This window comes from Nocardioides sp. Leaf307 (genome assembly GCF_001423135.1).
GTDB lineage: Bacteria > Actinomycetota > Actinomycetes > Propionibacteriales > Nocardioidaceae > Nocardioides > Nocardioides kribbensis.
In genome coordinates, this window is the sequence record NZ_LMNY01000001.1 from 1,511,761 (window position 1) to 1,526,144 (window position 14,384).

The 14,384-nt window shown below is 76.0% G+C and carries 10 protein-coding genes; 7 read left to right on the top strand and 3 right to left on the bottom strand.

Going from position 1 to position 14,384, the window contains the following annotated elements:
• Positions 1-3 precede the first annotated feature (3 nt).
• Both ASF50_RS06905 and ASF50_RS06910 read right to left on the bottom strand, forming a co-directional pair.
• Complete coding sequence (locus ASF50_RS06905; RefSeq protein WP_056864175.1) at positions 4-651, bottom strand: acetoacetate decarboxylase family protein; 648 nt, start codon at positions 649-651, stop codon at positions 4-6.
• Positions 648-2,144, bottom strand: coding sequence for a flavin-containing monooxygenase (locus ASF50_RS06910; RefSeq protein WP_056903865.1), 1,497 nt, complete (start codon positions 2,142-2,144; stop codon positions 648-650). Before ASF50_RS06910 ends, ASF50_RS06905 begins: the two co-directional genes overlap by 4 nt.
• A 57-nt stretch (positions 2,145-2,201) precedes the next feature.
• Between ASF50_RS06910 and ASF50_RS06915 the strand changes: the two genes are divergently transcribed.
• Positions 2,202-3,233 (top strand): AraC family transcriptional regulator, encoded by a 1,032-nt coding sequence (locus ASF50_RS06915; protein ID WP_056903866.1) that lies wholly within the window; start codon positions 2,202-2,204, stop codon positions 3,231-3,233.
• 74 nt (positions 3,234-3,307) lie between these two features.
• On the top strand, positions 3,308-5,503 hold the full coding sequence (locus ASF50_RS06920; RefSeq protein WP_082502834.1) for a PhoX family protein: 2,196 nt from the start codon (positions 3,308-3,310) through the stop codon (positions 5,501-5,503).
• 49 nt (positions 5,504-5,552) lie between these two features.
• On the opposite strand, the gene ASF50_RS06925 is transcribed toward ASF50_RS06920, so the two are convergent.
• Positions 5,553-6,344, bottom strand: coding sequence for an SDR family NAD(P)-dependent oxidoreductase (locus ASF50_RS06925; RefSeq protein ID WP_056864178.1), 792 nt, complete (start codon positions 6,342-6,344; stop codon positions 5,553-5,555).
• Between the two features lie 49 nt (positions 6,345-6,393).
• Between ASF50_RS06925 and ASF50_RS06930 the strand changes: the two genes are divergently transcribed.
• The 5 genes from ASF50_RS06930 (at position 6,394) to ASF50_RS06950 (ending at position 14,374) form a co-directional block, all read left to right on the top strand.
• Entirely contained in the window at positions 6,394-7,299 is a 906-nt protein-coding gene (locus tag ASF50_RS06930; protein ID WP_056903867.1) for an alpha/beta hydrolase, read from the top strand.
• Positions 7,300-7,480: 181 nt separating this feature from the next.
• Positions 7,481-9,967: a leucine--tRNA ligase gene (gene leuS / locus ASF50_RS06935; protein ID WP_056903868.1), complete on the top strand. Its 2,487-nt coding sequence runs from the start codon at positions 7,481-7,483 to the stop codon at positions 9,965-9,967.
• A gap of 4 nt (positions 9,968-9,971) precedes the next feature.
• On the top strand, positions 9,972-10,844 hold the full coding sequence (locus ASF50_RS06940; protein ID WP_056903869.1) for a DegV family protein: 873 nt from the start codon (positions 9,972-9,974) through the stop codon (positions 10,842-10,844).
• A 130-nt stretch (positions 10,845-10,974) separates the two neighbouring features.
• On the top strand, positions 10,975-12,021 hold the full coding sequence (locus ASF50_RS19610; RefSeq protein ID WP_082502836.1) for a ComEA family DNA-binding protein: 1,047 nt from the start codon (positions 10,975-10,977) through the stop codon (positions 12,019-12,021).
• Position 12,022: 1 nt separating this feature from the next.
• Positions 12,023-14,374, top strand: a complete 2,352-nt coding sequence (locus ASF50_RS06950; RefSeq protein ID WP_235557576.1) for a ComEC/Rec2 family competence protein — start codon at positions 12,023-12,025, stop codon at positions 14,372-14,374.
• The last annotated feature ends 10 nt before the right edge of the window (positions 14,375-14,384 follow it).

The window sequence follows — 14,384 nt, forward strand, 5'->3', positions numbered from 1 at the left end:
CGGCTAGCGCCGGGGGACCGGAGCGGCGCCGAAGCGCATCGCGAAGTCCTCGGCCACCGCGCTGGTGACCGGCGAGGCGCCGCGCAGCCAGGCCAGCGCACCCTCGGGCTCGACGGTCCACCGGGCCCGGGCGGGGCGCACCCGCCCGGTGGCCCGGATCGGGCTGGCCACGGTGGCACCGTCGCGGGTCTGCACCACGTGGGAGCGCAGGGGCAGCGGCAGTCGCAGGCCCGGCAGCCGCCGGGGCGCGGTCTCGACCGAGGCCAGCGGCCCGTCGTCGGTGCGTGCGCCGATCCGGTCGGGCGCGGGGGAGGAGAAGCTGGCCAGCTCCTTGGGGATGCCCCACAGGCCGCGGCCGCCGGCCCGCGAGACCTCGCTGTCGACCCAGATGTCGATGATCGACAGCGCCAGCCCCCGGCCGTGGCGCACCACCACGGCGGCGAGCAGCTCGTCGTAGGCCATCAGGCCCCGCTCGTCGTAGCGCACGAAGGCGGTCGCCGCGAGTGCGCGGCCGCGCAGCACCACCGGCCGCACGCCCGCCGGCAGTGCGGGCAGGTCGCCGACGGGCACCGCCCAGGCGGTGAGCCGGCCCGTGCCGGTGAGGTCCCACGGCTCGGGCGGGTAGGCGCCGGCCGACTCGGCCGCGCTCACGACACGTCCTCCAACTGCGACCAGTCGACGCGGGCGGTGCGCTCCTGGTACTCCTGCACCCGTCCGGGCCAGTTGGTGCTGATCCGGCCGCCCTCGACGTACCAGCTCGAGCAGCCGGCCCAGGCGCTGCGCGCCAGCCGGGTCTGCATCTCCTCGTCGTAGGCGTCGTAGACCTCCGCGCGCGGGGCGACCCCGCGGGCGCGGCCGTCGGCGATGCCGCGGGTGACCTGGGCGATCCACCCGGCCTGCGCCTCCATCATGGTGATGATCGAGCTGCCCCCCAGGTTGGTGTTGGGCCCGTAGACGCAGAACAGGTTGGGGAAGCCCGCCACGCCCACGCCGAGGTGGGCGCGCGCGCCACCGCGCCACTGCTCGGCGAGGGTCCGGCCGCCCGGGCCCACGACCTCGACGCCGTCGAGGAAGCGGGTCGCGGCGAAGCCGGTGCCCCAGATCACCACGTCGACCTCGTGGAGCACGCCGTCGGCGGTGCGCACGCCGGTCGGCTCGACGCCGGCCACGGCGGTATCGACCACCTCGACGTGGTCGCGGTCGAGCGCGGGGTACCAGTCGTTGCTGAAGAGCAGCCGCTTGCACCCGATCGGGTAGTCCGGCACGAGCCGGGCCCGCAGTGCGGCGTCGCGCACCTGGCGGCGCAGGTGCAGCCGCCAGACCGCCCGCAGGCCGCGGTTGATGGCCGGCGTCAGCGGCGACTCCCCGACGAGGGCGGCGTTGAGCCGCTCGGTGAGCCAGAACCACGAGCGCCGCTCGAGGCCCATCAGCGCCGGCACGCGGTCGAAGACGCGGTGGTGCCGCTCGCCCCACTCCTGGTCGGGCTTGGGCACGACGTAGGGCGCGGAGCGCTGGAAGACCGTCAGCGCGCCGACCCGGTCCACGATGCCCGGCACGAACTGGATCGCGCTGGCGCCGGTGCCGACCACGGCCACGCGCTTGCCGGTGAGGTCGACGTCGTGGCGCCACCGCGCGGAGTGGAAGGACGGGCCCGCGAAGGAGTCGGCGCCCGGCAGGTCGGGCACGACCGGCTCGGAGAGCTGACCGGTGGCGGTCACCACCACGTCGGCCTCGTACGTCGCGCCCTCGGCCGTCGCCACGGCCCAGCTCCGCGTGTCCTCCGACCAGCGGAGCGAGGTCACGGTGCGTCCGGTCTCCACGTGGTCGAGCAGCCCCTCCCGGGCCGCGGTCTCGCGCAGGTAGGCGAGGATCTCCGGCTGGGTGCCGTAGCGGTGCCGCCAGTCGGTCTTCACCGCCCAGGACCAGGAGTAGAGCGGCGAGGGCACGTCGCAGGCGGCCCCGGGGTAGGTGTTGTCGCGCCAGACGCCGCCGGCCGCCTCGGCCCGCTCGAGCACCATGACGTCGGTGAGGCCCCGCTCGCGCAGGGCGCGCACGACGCCGAGGCCTCCGAAGCCGGCTCCGACCACGAGGACACGGGGGACACGGGGGGCACGGGGGCCCTGCGCGGGCGTGGGGGTGACCATGCCCCGACGCTAGGACGCTGGTTGCCGCCGGGGGAGCGGTCGGGCAGGATCGGCTTGATGATTCCGGACAACCTGCCCGCCCCCGCGGCCGCCGACTGGGACTTCCCGCGCTCGGCCCTCGGGGTCGCGCTGCTCGTGCGGCATGCCTGCCGCGCCGGGCTGGCCCCCGAGGCCGCGCTGGCCGGCACCGGCCTGGCGGTCGGCGACCTCGAGGCGCCGGGGGCCGTGGTGACCGCCGCGCAGGAGCTGCGGGTCGTGCGCACGCTCCAGCGGCGCCGCCCGGGGTCGGGGGCCGAGGTGGGGGCGTCCTACGACGCGAGCACCTTCGGGGTGCTCGGGCTGGCCCTGCTCGCCAGCCGCACCGTGCGTGACGCGGTCGAGGTGGCGCTGCGCTACATCGACCTCAGCCACGCCTTCGCGATCCCTCGCGCCGGCCTCGTCGACGGCCGGCTGGTGGTCGACCTCGACGGGTCGGGGCTCCCGGCCGACGTGCGCGCGTTCCTCCTCGCCCGCGACGCCACCGCCGTCGACACCGTCCTGGCCTCGCTGGTGCCCGGGGGCGTGGGCGCCCGGCTGAGCCTCGGCGCCGACCGGGCCCGCCTCGAGGTCGACGCGGCCGAGCTCGCCCGTCCGCTGCCGCGGCCCACCGGTCGCGCCGCCGCGCAGGTCGACCGGCTCGCCGAGCAGCTGTGCCTGCAGGCCGTCGCCCGCCGGCGCGAGCGCACCGGCGTGGCCCAGGAGGTGCGGGTGCTCATCGCCCAGCGCCTCGCGGCCGCAGCGCCGATGCCCGAGGTCGCCTCGGCCCTCGGGCTCAGCGAGCGCACGCTGCGGCGCCGGCTGGGAGCCGCGGGCACGACGTACCGCGAGCTGCTGGAGGAGGTGCGGGCACCGCTGGCCGCCGAGCTGCTGGGCGCCGGGCTGCCGGTGGCCGAGGTGGCGCGGCGGCTGGGCTACGCCGAGACCGCGGCCCTCACCCACGCGCACCGCCGCTGGACCGGCGGACCCCCGTCGAGCGCGCGCCGGGAGCACCCTGCGTTCACCCAGCGGTCACCGCGACCCCACCTGCAGGCCCCCTCCCGCACCACCTGACCTTCCTAGGGTGCGGCCGTTGCCCGCGGACACCGCGGGCCACCACGACGATCGATCATGGAGAGCCCATCCCGATGACGACCACCCCCACCACCCCGATCAGCCCGATCAGCCCCACCGCCGCGGACGCGCCGACCGCGCGCCGCAGCCTGCCGCTCGTGCCCGTGCCCTCCGGCACCCGCCACGGCTCGCGCAGCTACGCCACGTGCTTCTTCCGCTGCGGCCTGGCCTGCGACCACCCCGAGCCCAACCAGACCGGCCACGGCCACGTGCAGGACGAGATCGTCAAGGCCGTCGCCCGCCGCTCCGTGCTCAAGGGCGCAGCGACCACCTCCGGCGCGCTCGTGCTCGGCGGCCTCACCGCCGGCGCCCTCGGCGGCGCGGCGGCGGCCGCCCCCGCCGCGCCCGCCGCGCCGTCGGCCAAGCCGATGAGCGGCGACCTGGCCCGCGCGGCGTTCTCGCCGGTCGGGCCCAACAAGCGCGACGCCGTGACCGTGCCCCGCGGCTTCGACCACTCCGTGGTGATCAGCTGGGGCGACCGGGTCGTGGCCGGCGCGCCGCGCTTCGACGCCTACGCCCAGACCCCCGAGGCCGCCAAGACCCAGTTCGGCTACAACTGTGACTACGTCGGCGTGCTCCCGCTGCCCGCCAAGGGCAAGGGCAAGGGCGGCAAGGGCGGCACGCAGTACGGCTACCTGGCCCGCGACTTCGACCAGGCGCTCCTGGTCGTCAACCACGAGTACACCGACGAGAACCTCATGTTCCCGACCGGCGTCTACACCGCCGACCAGGTCAAGGCCATCGCCATGGCCAGCCACGGCATGTCGGTGGTGCAGATCAAGCGCGCCAAGGTCGACGGCGACTGGCTGCCGGTCAGCGACCTGCGGCGGGCGCGCTACAACCGCCGCCTCCACATCGACACCACCTTCGTCGTCGACGGGCCCGCCGCCGGCGACGAGCGGCTGCGCACCAGCGCCGACCCGACCGGCACGAAGGTGCTCGGCACCCTCAACAACTGTGCCGGCGGCACGACGCCGTGGGGCACGGTGCTCTCGGGGGAGGAGAACTTCAACCAGTACTTCGACGCCCCCGACGGCCTCGACGAGCGCTACACCGAGCAGTACGCCCGCTACGGCATCAGCGGCAAGGGCAAGGGCTGGAACACGGTGGACCCGCGCTTCGACCTCAGCGCCGAGCCGCACGAGCCGCACCGCTTCGGCTGGATCGTCGAGGTCGACCCCTTCGACCCCGACAGCGCCCCGCGCAAGCACACGATGCTGGGCCGCTTCAAGCACGAGGGCGCCAACGTCGTCATCGCCGAGAACGGTCGCGCTGTGGCGTACATGGGCGACGACGAGCGCGGTGACTACCTCTACAAGTTCGTCTCCGCCGGCACCTTCGACGACGCGGGCTCCGAGCGGGCCAAGCGCCGCAACCTGCGCCTGCTCAGCGCCGGCACCCTCTACGTCGCGCGCCTCACCGGCGACGGCGCCGAGGACGGCGTCTCCGACGGCACGGGCGAGTGGATCCCGCTGTGCAGCGACACCGAGTCCTTCGTCGAGGGCATGTCGGTGGCCGACGTGCTGCTCTTCACCCGCTTGGCCGCCGACAAGGTCGCCCCGACCCGGATGGACCGCCCCGAGGACGTCGAGCCCAACCTGGTCAACGGCAAGGTCTACGCCGCGCTGACCAACAACTCCAACCGCGGCACCGCCGCGCTGCCCACCGACGAGCCCAACCCGGTCGGCTCCTCGATGGTCCGTGCCTCGCTGGGCGCCCCGCTGACGCAGGCCTCGGGCAACCGCAACGGCTACGTGCTGGAGATGACGCCGGGCAGGGGCGGCCACGCGGGCACGACCTTCACCTGGGACCTCATGCTGGTCTGCGGCGACCCCGCGGCGCAGGAGACCTACTTCGCCGGCTTCGACAAGTCGCAGGTCAGCCCGATCAGCTGCCCCGACAACGTCACCTTCTCCGACGACGGCTCGCTGTGGATCTCCACCGACGGCAACGTGCTCGGCTCCAACGACGGCGTCTTCCGCGTGCCGACCTCGGGACCCGACCGTGGCAAGGTCGAGCAGTTCGTCACCGTGCCGCGCGGCGCGGAGGCCTGCGGGCCGCTGGTGACCGACCGCAACCGGTCGCTGTTCTTCGCCGTGCAGCACCCCGGCGAGGCCGACACGGCCACCTTCGAGGCCCCGCAGAGCACCTGGCCCCACACCGACGACTTCCCGCGCCCGTCGGTGGTCGTCGCCTTCCGCCGGGCCTGACGGCGCTCCTCGCGCCCGTCCGGAGCGGCACCGGGCGGGCGCGGGGTGCTCACGTGATGGTGAGGCCGCCGTCGACCGCGAGGGTCTGGCCGGTGACGTAGCCGCCGGCCGGCGAGGCCAGCCAGACCACCGTGGCGGCCAGCTCGGCGGGGTCGCCCTTGCGTCCGGCCGGGATGCGCTGCTGCATCGACTCGAGGTAGCCCTCGGGGTACTGCTCGGTCATCTCGGAGGCGAAGAAGCCCGGGGCGATGGCGTTGACCCGGATGCCCTTGCGTCCGGTCCACTGCTGGGCGAGGTCGCGCGTGAGGCCGATGAGGCCGGCCTTGGACGCGGCGTAGGCGGCCTGGGGGAGACCCGCGGTGGTGAGGCCGAGCACCGAGGAGATGTTGATGATCGACGAGCCGTGGCCCATCACCCGTCCGCAGGCCTGGGCCATCCAGTAGCAGCCGTTGAGGTTGACGTCGATGACGCCCCGGAACTGCTCGGGCGTCTCGCGGGTGGCGGGCACGGCGGTGCCGATCCCGGCGTTGTTGACCAGGACGTCGACGTGGCCGAACTCCTCCATGGCCAGCGCCACGAGCCGGTCGCACGACGCGGGGTCGGCCACGTCGGTGGCCACCGGCAGCGCCGTGCGGCCCGCGGCGCGCACCAGGGCGGCGGTCTCCTCGAGGCGGTCCACCCGCCGGGCGCCGAGCACGACGTCGGCGCCGGCCTGGGCCAGGGCCTCGGCGAAGGCGACCCCGAGGCCGCTCGAGGCGCCGGTCACGACGGCGACCCTGCCGTCGAGGCGGAACATGTCGGAGACGGTGCGCGGGCGGTCGGTCGTGGTGGGGTCGGTCATGGCGTGATCGTAGGCACACCGGGGCCGTCGGTGGCCTAGGGTCCGAGACGTGCGCCACGACCTCACGATCCCCAGCCACGGCACGTCCCTCGCGGCCTGGCACGTCCCGGCCACCACCGAGGCCTGGGCCGGGCCGGCCGGGCGACCGGTCGTCGTCATGGCCCACGGCTTCGGCTGCACCCGCGACTCGGGCCTGATGCCCTTCGCCGAGCGCTTCGCCGCGGCCGGCGCCGACGTGGTGGTCTTCGACTACCGCGGCTTCGGTGCCTCGGCGGGGGAGCCGCGCACGCTCGTGGACCACCGTCGCCACCGCGAGGACTACGCCGCGGTCGTGGCGCACGTGCGCGGCCTGCCCGGCCTCGACCCCGAGCGGGTGGTGCTGTGGGGCAGCTCCTACTCCGGAGGGCACGTCGTCGCCGTGGCCGCCGACGACCCCCGGATCGCGGCGGTCGTCTCCCAGGGCGCCGCCATGGACGGGCTGGCGGCGGTGCGCGAGATCCTGCGCTACGCCGGCCCGCGCCAGCTGCTGCGCCTGACCGGGCACGCCCTGCGCGACGCGGCCGGCCACGCGCTGGGCCGTCCCGACCACCGCATCGCGGTCGTGGGCGAGCCCGGGTCGCTGGCCGCGATCACCTCCCACGACGGGGTCGACGGCTACGCCGCGATCGCCGGACCCGGCTTCCGCAACGACACGCCGGCCCGCGCGATCCTCCCGATCGCGACCAACCGGCCCGTCGCGCGCGCCCGCCGGCTGCGGATGCCGCTCTTCCTGCTCGTGGCCGCCGACGACACCATCGCGCCCCCGGCGGCGGTCGAGCGCGTGGCCGAGCGGGCCCGGGGCCGGGTGGTCGTGGAGCGCCTCGACGTGGGGCACTTCGACATCTACCTCGGCGAGCCCTTCGAGCGCTCCGTGGCGGCCCAGGTGGAGTTCCTCGGCTCCGTCGTGGGGCGCTAGGATGAGGCCATGACCACGTCGGCCCTGCTTCTCGGCCAGCCGCGCTGATCCTCCACCGATCGCGCGGCCACCCCTCCCTGCGAGGGGTTTTTTCATGTGGCGACACCACCAGCTCCAGCACCAGGACCAGCCTCAGCACCAGCACCGGCCCGGCCGTCAGGGCCAGCACCAGGAGACCACGATGACGCAGGACCGCACCACGCACGCCGAGACCGAGGCGGCGACGTACGACGTCGTGGCGACCGAGGAGAAGTGGCAGCGGGTCTGGGAGGAGCTCGACCCCTTCCGGGCCGACGACGACTCCCCGCGCGAGAAGCGCTACGCGCTCACGATGTTCCCCTACCCCAGCGGAGACCTGCACATGGGTCACGCCGAGGTGTTCGCGCTGCACGACGTCATCGCGCGCTACTGGCGCATGCGCGGCTTCGAGGTGCTCGACCCGATGGGCTGGGACTCCTTCGGCCTGCCGGCCGAGAACGCCGCGATCCGCAACGACGAGCACCCGGCGACCTACACCTACGCCAACATCGAGACCCAGGCCGCCTCGATGCGCCGCTACGGCCTGGCCTTCGACTGGTCGCGCCGCCTGCACACCTCCGACCCGGAGTACTACCGCTGGACGCAGTGGCTGTTCCTGAAGTTCCGCGAGCGGGGCCTGGCCTACCGCCGCAAGAGCCCGGTCAACTGGTGCCCCAACGACCAGACGGTGCTGGCCAACGAGCAGGTCGTCGACGGCGCCTGCGAGCGCTGCGGCGCGGTGGTCACCAAGCGCGACCTGACGCAGTGGTACTTCAAGACCACCGAGTACGCCGAGCGGCTGCTGACCGACCTCGACCAGGTGGCCGACCGCTGGCCGAACCGCGTGGTCACCGCCCAGCGCAACTGGATCGGCCGCTCCGAGGGCGCCCACGTCGACTTCGCCGTGGAGGGCCGCGAGCAGCCGGTCACCGTCTACACCACCCGCCCCGACACCCTCTTCGGCGCGACCTTCATGGTGGTCGCCGCCGACGCCGACCTGGCCGCCGAGCTGGTCAGTGACGCCCAGCGCCCGGCCTACGAGGCCTACCTGGAGGAGATCCGCAAGGCCTCCGACATCGAGCGGCTGGCCACCGACCGCACCAAGACCGGCGTGGACCTCGGTGTCACCGCGACCAACCCGCTAACCGGCGAGCGGGTGCCGGTGTGGGCGTCGGACTACGTGCTGGCCGACTACGGCACCGGCGCCATCATGGCCGTGCCCGCCCACGACCAGCGCGACCTCGACTTCGCCCGCGCCTTCGACCTGCCGGTGCGCCGCGTGGTCGACACCGGCGAGCCCGACCCCGCCGAGAGCGGCGTCGCCACCAGCGGCGACGGGGTCTACGTCTCCTCCGGCGAGCTCGACGGCCTCACCGACAAGGCCGCCGGCATCGGCCGCGCCATCGAGCTGCTGGAGGAGCGCGGCACCGGCACCGGCACGGTCAACTACCGCCTGCGCGACTGGCTGCTGAGCCGGCAGCGCTTCTGGGGCTGCCCGATCCCGATCATCCACTGCCCCTCCTGCGGCGAGGTGCCCGTGCCGGAGGACCAGCTGCCCGTCGAGCTGCCCGAGCTCAAGGGCGCCGACCTCAAGCCCCGGGGCGTCTCCCCGCTGGCCGCGGCCAGCGAGTGGGTCGACGTCGCCTGCCCGACCTGCGGCGGCGCGGCGAAGCGCGACAGCGACACGATGGACACCTTCGTCGACTCCTCCTGGTACTTCCTGCGCTTCACCTCGCCGGGCTACACCGAGGGGCCCTTCGACCCCGAGAAGCTGCGCGAGTGGGGGGCGGTCGACCAGTACGTCGGCGGCCTGGAGCACGCCGTGCTGCACCTGCTCTACGCCCGCTTCTTCACCAAGGTCCTGCACGACATGGGCATGCTCGACTTCGTCGAGCCCTTCGAGGCGCTGCTGGGCCAGGGCGTCGTGGTCAACCAGGGCCGCAAGATGAGCAAGTCGCTGGGCAACGGCGTCAACCTCGGCGAGCAGCTCGACGCCTTCGGCGTCGACGCGGTGCGCCTGACGCTGGTCTTCGCCAGCCCGCCCGAGGACAACATCGACTGGGCCGACGTGTCCCCGTCGGGCTCGCAGAAGTTCCTCCAGCGGGCCTGGCGCCTCAGCGGCGACGTCACCTCCGCGCCGGGCACCGACCCCGCGGGCGGCGACGCGACGCTGCGCTCGCAGACCCACCGCACGATCCGCGACGCCGCCGAGCTGGTCGAGGGCCACCGCTTCAACGTGATGGTGGCCCGCGTGATGGAGCTGGTCAACGCCACGCGCAAGGCCGTCGACACCGGCTGCGGCCCGGCCGACCCGGCGGTGCGCGAGGCCGTCGAGACGGTCGCGCAGCTGCTGTCGCTGGTCACGCCGTACGTCGCGGAGGAGATGTGGGAGCGGCTGGGCCACGAGCCCACCGTCGCCCAGGTCGCCTGGCCCGCGGTCGACCCCGCGCTGCTGGTGGAGCAGTCGGTCACCGCGGTCGTGCAGGTGCAGGGCAAGGTCAAGGCCCGCCTGGAGGTCGACCCCGGCATCGACGGCGAGGCCCTGGAGGCGCTGGCCCTGGCCGACGCCGACGTGCAGCGTGCCCTCGACGGGCGCGAGGTGCGCAAGGTCGTGGTGCGGGCCCCGAAGCTCGTCAACATCGTGGTCTGAGCGCGTGCCCGCCGGTCGCGTCGTCGTCGTCACCGACTCGACCGCCAGCCTCCCCGGGGAGCTGGCGGCCGGGCTCGGGATCGTCGTGGTGCCGCTGCAGGTGGTGATCGGCGCCAGCGCCTACGACGAGGGCGAGGCCGAGGGCGAGGCGACCCCGGCCCTGGTCGCGGCGGCGCTGCGGGAGTGGACGCCGGTGTCGACCTCGCGCCCCTCGCCCGAGCTGCTGCTCGAGACCTACGAGCGGGCCGCGCGCGGCGGGGCGGAGGCGATCGTGTCGGTGCACCTGTCGGGTCAGATGAGCGGCACGGTGGAGTCGGCCCAACTGGCCGCGCGCCGGGCGTCGGTGCCGGTGGAGGTGGTCGACACCGAGCAGGTCGGCATCGGCACCGGCTACGCCGCCCTGGCCGCCGCCCGTGCCGTGGCCGGCGGGGCCGACGCCGCGACGGCCGCCGCGGCCGCCCGCGAGCGCGGCCGCGCCACCACCTCGCTGTTCTACGTCGACACGCTGGAGTACCTGCGCCGCGGCGGGCGCATCGGCACCGCCGCCGCACTCTTCGGCGGCGCGCTCGCGGTCAAGCCGCTGCTGCAGATCGCCGAGGGCCGGGTGGCGCCGCTCGAGCGCGTGCGCACCTCCGGCCGCGCGCTGGGTCGCCTCGAGGAGCTCGCGGTGCAGGCGGCCACGGCGGCCGGCGGACCCGTGGAGGTCTCCGTGGCCCACCTGGCCAACCCCGAGCGCGCCGCCCAGCTGGTGGAGCGGCTCGCCGGACGGCTCGACGTCGAGCTGGCCGGCGAGGAGATCTCCTGCGGCGAGCTCGGCGCCGTGCTCGGGGCCCACGTCGGGCCCGGCATGATCGCGGTCTGCGTCGCGCCCCGCTGAGGTCCGCACGCGCCCGCGGCCGGTCGCGGGGGCGCCCACCTGTCGTGCACAGGGCGCCGGGGGAGCACGCCGGTCCACAGTCGGCCTCCGGTCGCCGCGGCGGGCCGCGGTGGCTTCGTAGCGTGCCGGCATGCGCACCCGACCCCGCCCCGAGCACCAGGAGGCCGTCGCCCGTCGGCTGGCCCTGCTGACCGCCGAGCTCGACGCCGCGCGTGCCGCCGGCGGGGAGCAGCCGTGGTGGGACGGTCACACCCGGGTCGCCGGGGAGCAGCCGCCGCTGCGGCTGGTGCCGGCTCCGACGCAGGGCCGGGAGCCCGGCCCGGGGCGGTGGCCCGGGGCGGCCCCTCCTGCGGACGGTGCTGCGGCCCCTCCTGCGGCCGCTGATGTGGACGCTGCGGTGGACGGTGCGGTGGTCGTGCCGGTGCCGGGACGACACGCTGCGAGGCGCTCGGGGGTCTGGGTGGGGCGGTCCTGGGCCGCGCGGCTGCCCGCGGTCCCGCTGCAGCCGGGCCACGTGGCCGCCCTCGCGCTGATGGTGGCGGCGGCGCTGGCGCTCACGTGCTGGTGGGTGGTGCGGTCCGACCCGGTCGCGGAGGCGGCGCCCGCCGCCGCGGCCGGGCCCGGGGTGGCGCCCACTCCGCTGGTCCCGACCGCGCCCGAGGCGTTCGGCGCCGCCCCGAGCGGCGCGGTCGGGGCGGTCGGGGCGGTCGGGGGGGAGGCGTCGGGGGAGGCCGCCACGGTCACCGTGGACGTCACCGGCAAGGTGCGCCGACCCGGCATCGCGGTGCTCGAGGCGGGCTCGCGGGTGGTCGACGCCCTCGAGGCCGCGGGCGGGGCCCGCCCCGGGGTCGACCTGGCGGGGCTCAACCTGGCCCGTGTGCTCGTCGACGGGGAGCAGGTGGTCGTGGGGGTCGCGCCCGCGGCCGCACCCGCGCCGGCGGTGGCCCCCGGCGCGGTCCCCGGGCCCGAGGCGGGTGCGCCCGTGGCCACGGTGAGCCTCAACACCGCCACCCAGGCCGAGCTGGAGGCCCTGCCCGAGGTCGGGCCGGTGACGGCGCAGGCCATCCTCGCCTGGCGCCAGGAGCACGGCGGCTTCACCTCGGTGCAGGAGCTGCTCGAGGTCGACGGCATCGGCGACGCCACGCTGGCCCAGATCGCCCCCCACGTGACCCTCTGAGGTGCGCGACCCCCGGATGGCCCTGGTGGGGCTCGCGGCGTGGGCCGGTGCCCTCGCCGGCACGCTCCTCACGGTCGGCTGGGCGGCGCTCGTGCTCGCCGCGGCCCTCGTCGGCGGAGCCGCGCTGGCCCGTCGCCGCCCCGGCACCCGTGCGCTCGTGGCGGCGCTGCTCAGCGTGCTGGTCGCCGTCGGGGTCGTCGCGGTGCTGCGGGCCGCGGTCGTGCGCGACGGGCCGGTGGCCGACCTCGCCGCCGAGCGTGCGGTGGTCGACCTGGAGGGCACGGTGGTCAGCGACCCGCGCCCGGTGCAGGGCGCCTTCGAGGAGCAGGTGGTCGTGCGCCTCGACGTCGACCGCGTGGTCGGGCGTGGTCGGGCGTGGCGGCTCTCCGCGCCCGTGGTGGTGCTCGGCGGCGCCGACTGGGCCGCGGTGCCGCTCGGTGCGCGGGTGAGCACCAGCGGGCGGCTGGCGCCCTCCGACTCCCGCGGCGGCGACGAGGTCGCGGCGCTGCTGGTCGGCGCCGACGCGGTGGCCACCCTCGAGGGCCCCGACGTGTGGTGGCGCGGCGCTGCCGGCGTACGGGCCTCGCTGCGGGCGGCGGTCGAGCACCGTCCCGCGGCCCAGCGGGTGCTCGTGCCCGCGCTGGTCGTGGGCGACGACGCCGGCCTCGACCCCGGGGTCGCCGAGGACTTCCGCACCACCGGGCTGACCCACCTGACCGCGGTGTCCGGCACCAACCTCACGCTCGTCGTGGGGTTCGTGCTCCTCCTGGCGCGCTGGGTCGGGGTGCGCGGGCGCTGGCTGGTGGTCGTCGGCGCCCTCGGCATCGTCGGCTTCGTCCTGCTCGCGCGCACCGAGCCCAGCGTCGTGCGCGCGGCCGCGATGGGGGCGGTGGGGCTGCTGGGCCTGGGCCGCAACGGCCGCCAGCGCGGGTTCCGGGCCCTGGGCGTGGCGGTCACCGCGCTGCTGCTCGTCTCGCCCGGGCTCGCGACCACGGTGGGGTTCGCGCTGTCGGTGCTCGCGACGGCCGGCATCCTGGTGCTGGCCCCGCCCTGGCGCGACGCGCTGCGGCGCTGGCTGCCCCGGTGGGCGGCCGAGGCGGTGGCGGTGCCGGCCGCGGCCCAGCTGGCCTGCACGCCGCTGGTGGCCGCCGTCTCCGGCCAGGTCAGCCTGGTCGCGGTGGTGGCCAACCTGCTGGTGGCCCCTGTCGTCGGCCCGGCGACGGTGCTCGGCCTCGTGGCCGGGCTGGTCGGGCTGGTCTGGCCGGGGCTGGCCACGGTGATCGGCACCCTGGCCGCGTGGTGCGTGGCCTGGATCGTGCTGGTCGCCCGTCGCGGCGCCGACCTCCCCACGGCGGCCGTCGCCTGGGGCACCGGCCCGCTGGCGCTGGTGGTGCTCGTCCTCGTCTGCGCCGCCCTGGCGCTGCTGGCGCCCCGCGTGCTGCGCAGCCGGGCGCTGGGCCCGGTCGCGGTCGGCGTGGTGGTCCTCGTCGCGCTGGTGCGGCTCCCGACGCCCGGGTGGCCCCCGCCGGGCTGGGTGCTGGTGGCCTGCGACGTGGGCCAGGGCGACGCGCTGGTGCTGCGCACCGGCCCGGGGGCCGCGGTGGTGGTCGACGCCGGCCCCGACGCCGCGGCGGTCGACCGCTGCCTGACCGACCTGGGGGTCGAGCAGGTGCCGCTGGTCGTGCTCACGCACTTCCACGCCGACCACGCCGACCACGTCGACGGTCTCGCCGGCGTGCTCGAGGGCCGGCGCGTCGACCGCGTCGAGGTGACCTCCGTGCCGGACCCGCCCGGCGGGGTGCAGCACGTGCACGAGGTCGCCGCGGAGCACGGCGTCGCGGTGTCGACCGTGGCCCACGGCGCGACGTCGCGGGTGGGCGAGGCCACGCTGCAGGTGCTGTGGCCACCGGTGCCGGCCCCGCCGGTGCCCTCCGGGGCCAGCGCCGCCAACGACGCGAGCGTCGTGCTGCTCGTCGAGGTGCGCGGGGTGAGGATGCTGCTCACCGGCGACCTCGAGCCCACCGGCCAGGCGGTGCTCGCCGCGGCCCTGCCGGGCCTGCGCGCCGACGTGCTCAAGCTGCCCCACCACGGCAGCGCCCACCAGGACGAGGCCTTCCTGGAGTCGCTGGCGGCCCGCCTGGTCCTGGTCTCGGTGGGGCAGGACAACACCTACGGCCACCCCTCGCCGCAGGTCGTCTCCGACCTGGAGCGCACCGGTGCGCGGGTGCTGCGCACCGACCTCAGCGGCGACCTGGCCGTCGTCGTCGACCCCGACGGCGCTCTCGGCACCCTCACCCACGAGCCGCTGGGCCCGGCCTCGACCGCGGAGCCGGGCGGCGCCGGCGACCGCTGAGCCCCGCGCG

What these genes read in the sequence shown, in the direction of transcription:
- ASF50_RS06920 (WP_082502834.1), top strand. Translation starts at nt 3,308, where the DNA reads ATGACGACCACCCCCACCACCCCGATCAGCCCGATCAGCCCCACCGCC.
- ASF50_RS06910 (WP_056903865.1), bottom strand. Translation starts at nt 2,144, where the DNA reads ATGGTCACCCCCACGCCCGCGCAGGGCCCCCGTGCCCCCCGTGTCCCC.
- ASF50_RS06925 (WP_056864178.1), bottom strand. Translation starts at nt 6,344, where the DNA reads ATGACCGACCCCACCACGACCGACCGCCCGCGCACCGTCTCCGACATG.
- leuS (WP_056903868.1), top strand. Translation starts at nt 7,481, where the DNA reads ATGACGCAGGACCGCACCACGCACGCCGAGACCGAGGCGGCGACGTAC.
- ASF50_RS19610 (WP_082502836.1), top strand. Translation starts at nt 10,975, where the DNA reads ATGCGCACCCGACCCCGCCCCGAGCACCAGGAGGCCGTCGCCCGTCGG.
- ASF50_RS06915 (WP_056903866.1), top strand. Translation starts at nt 2,202, where the DNA reads ATGATTCCGGACAACCTGCCCGCCCCCGCGGCCGCCGACTGGGACTTC.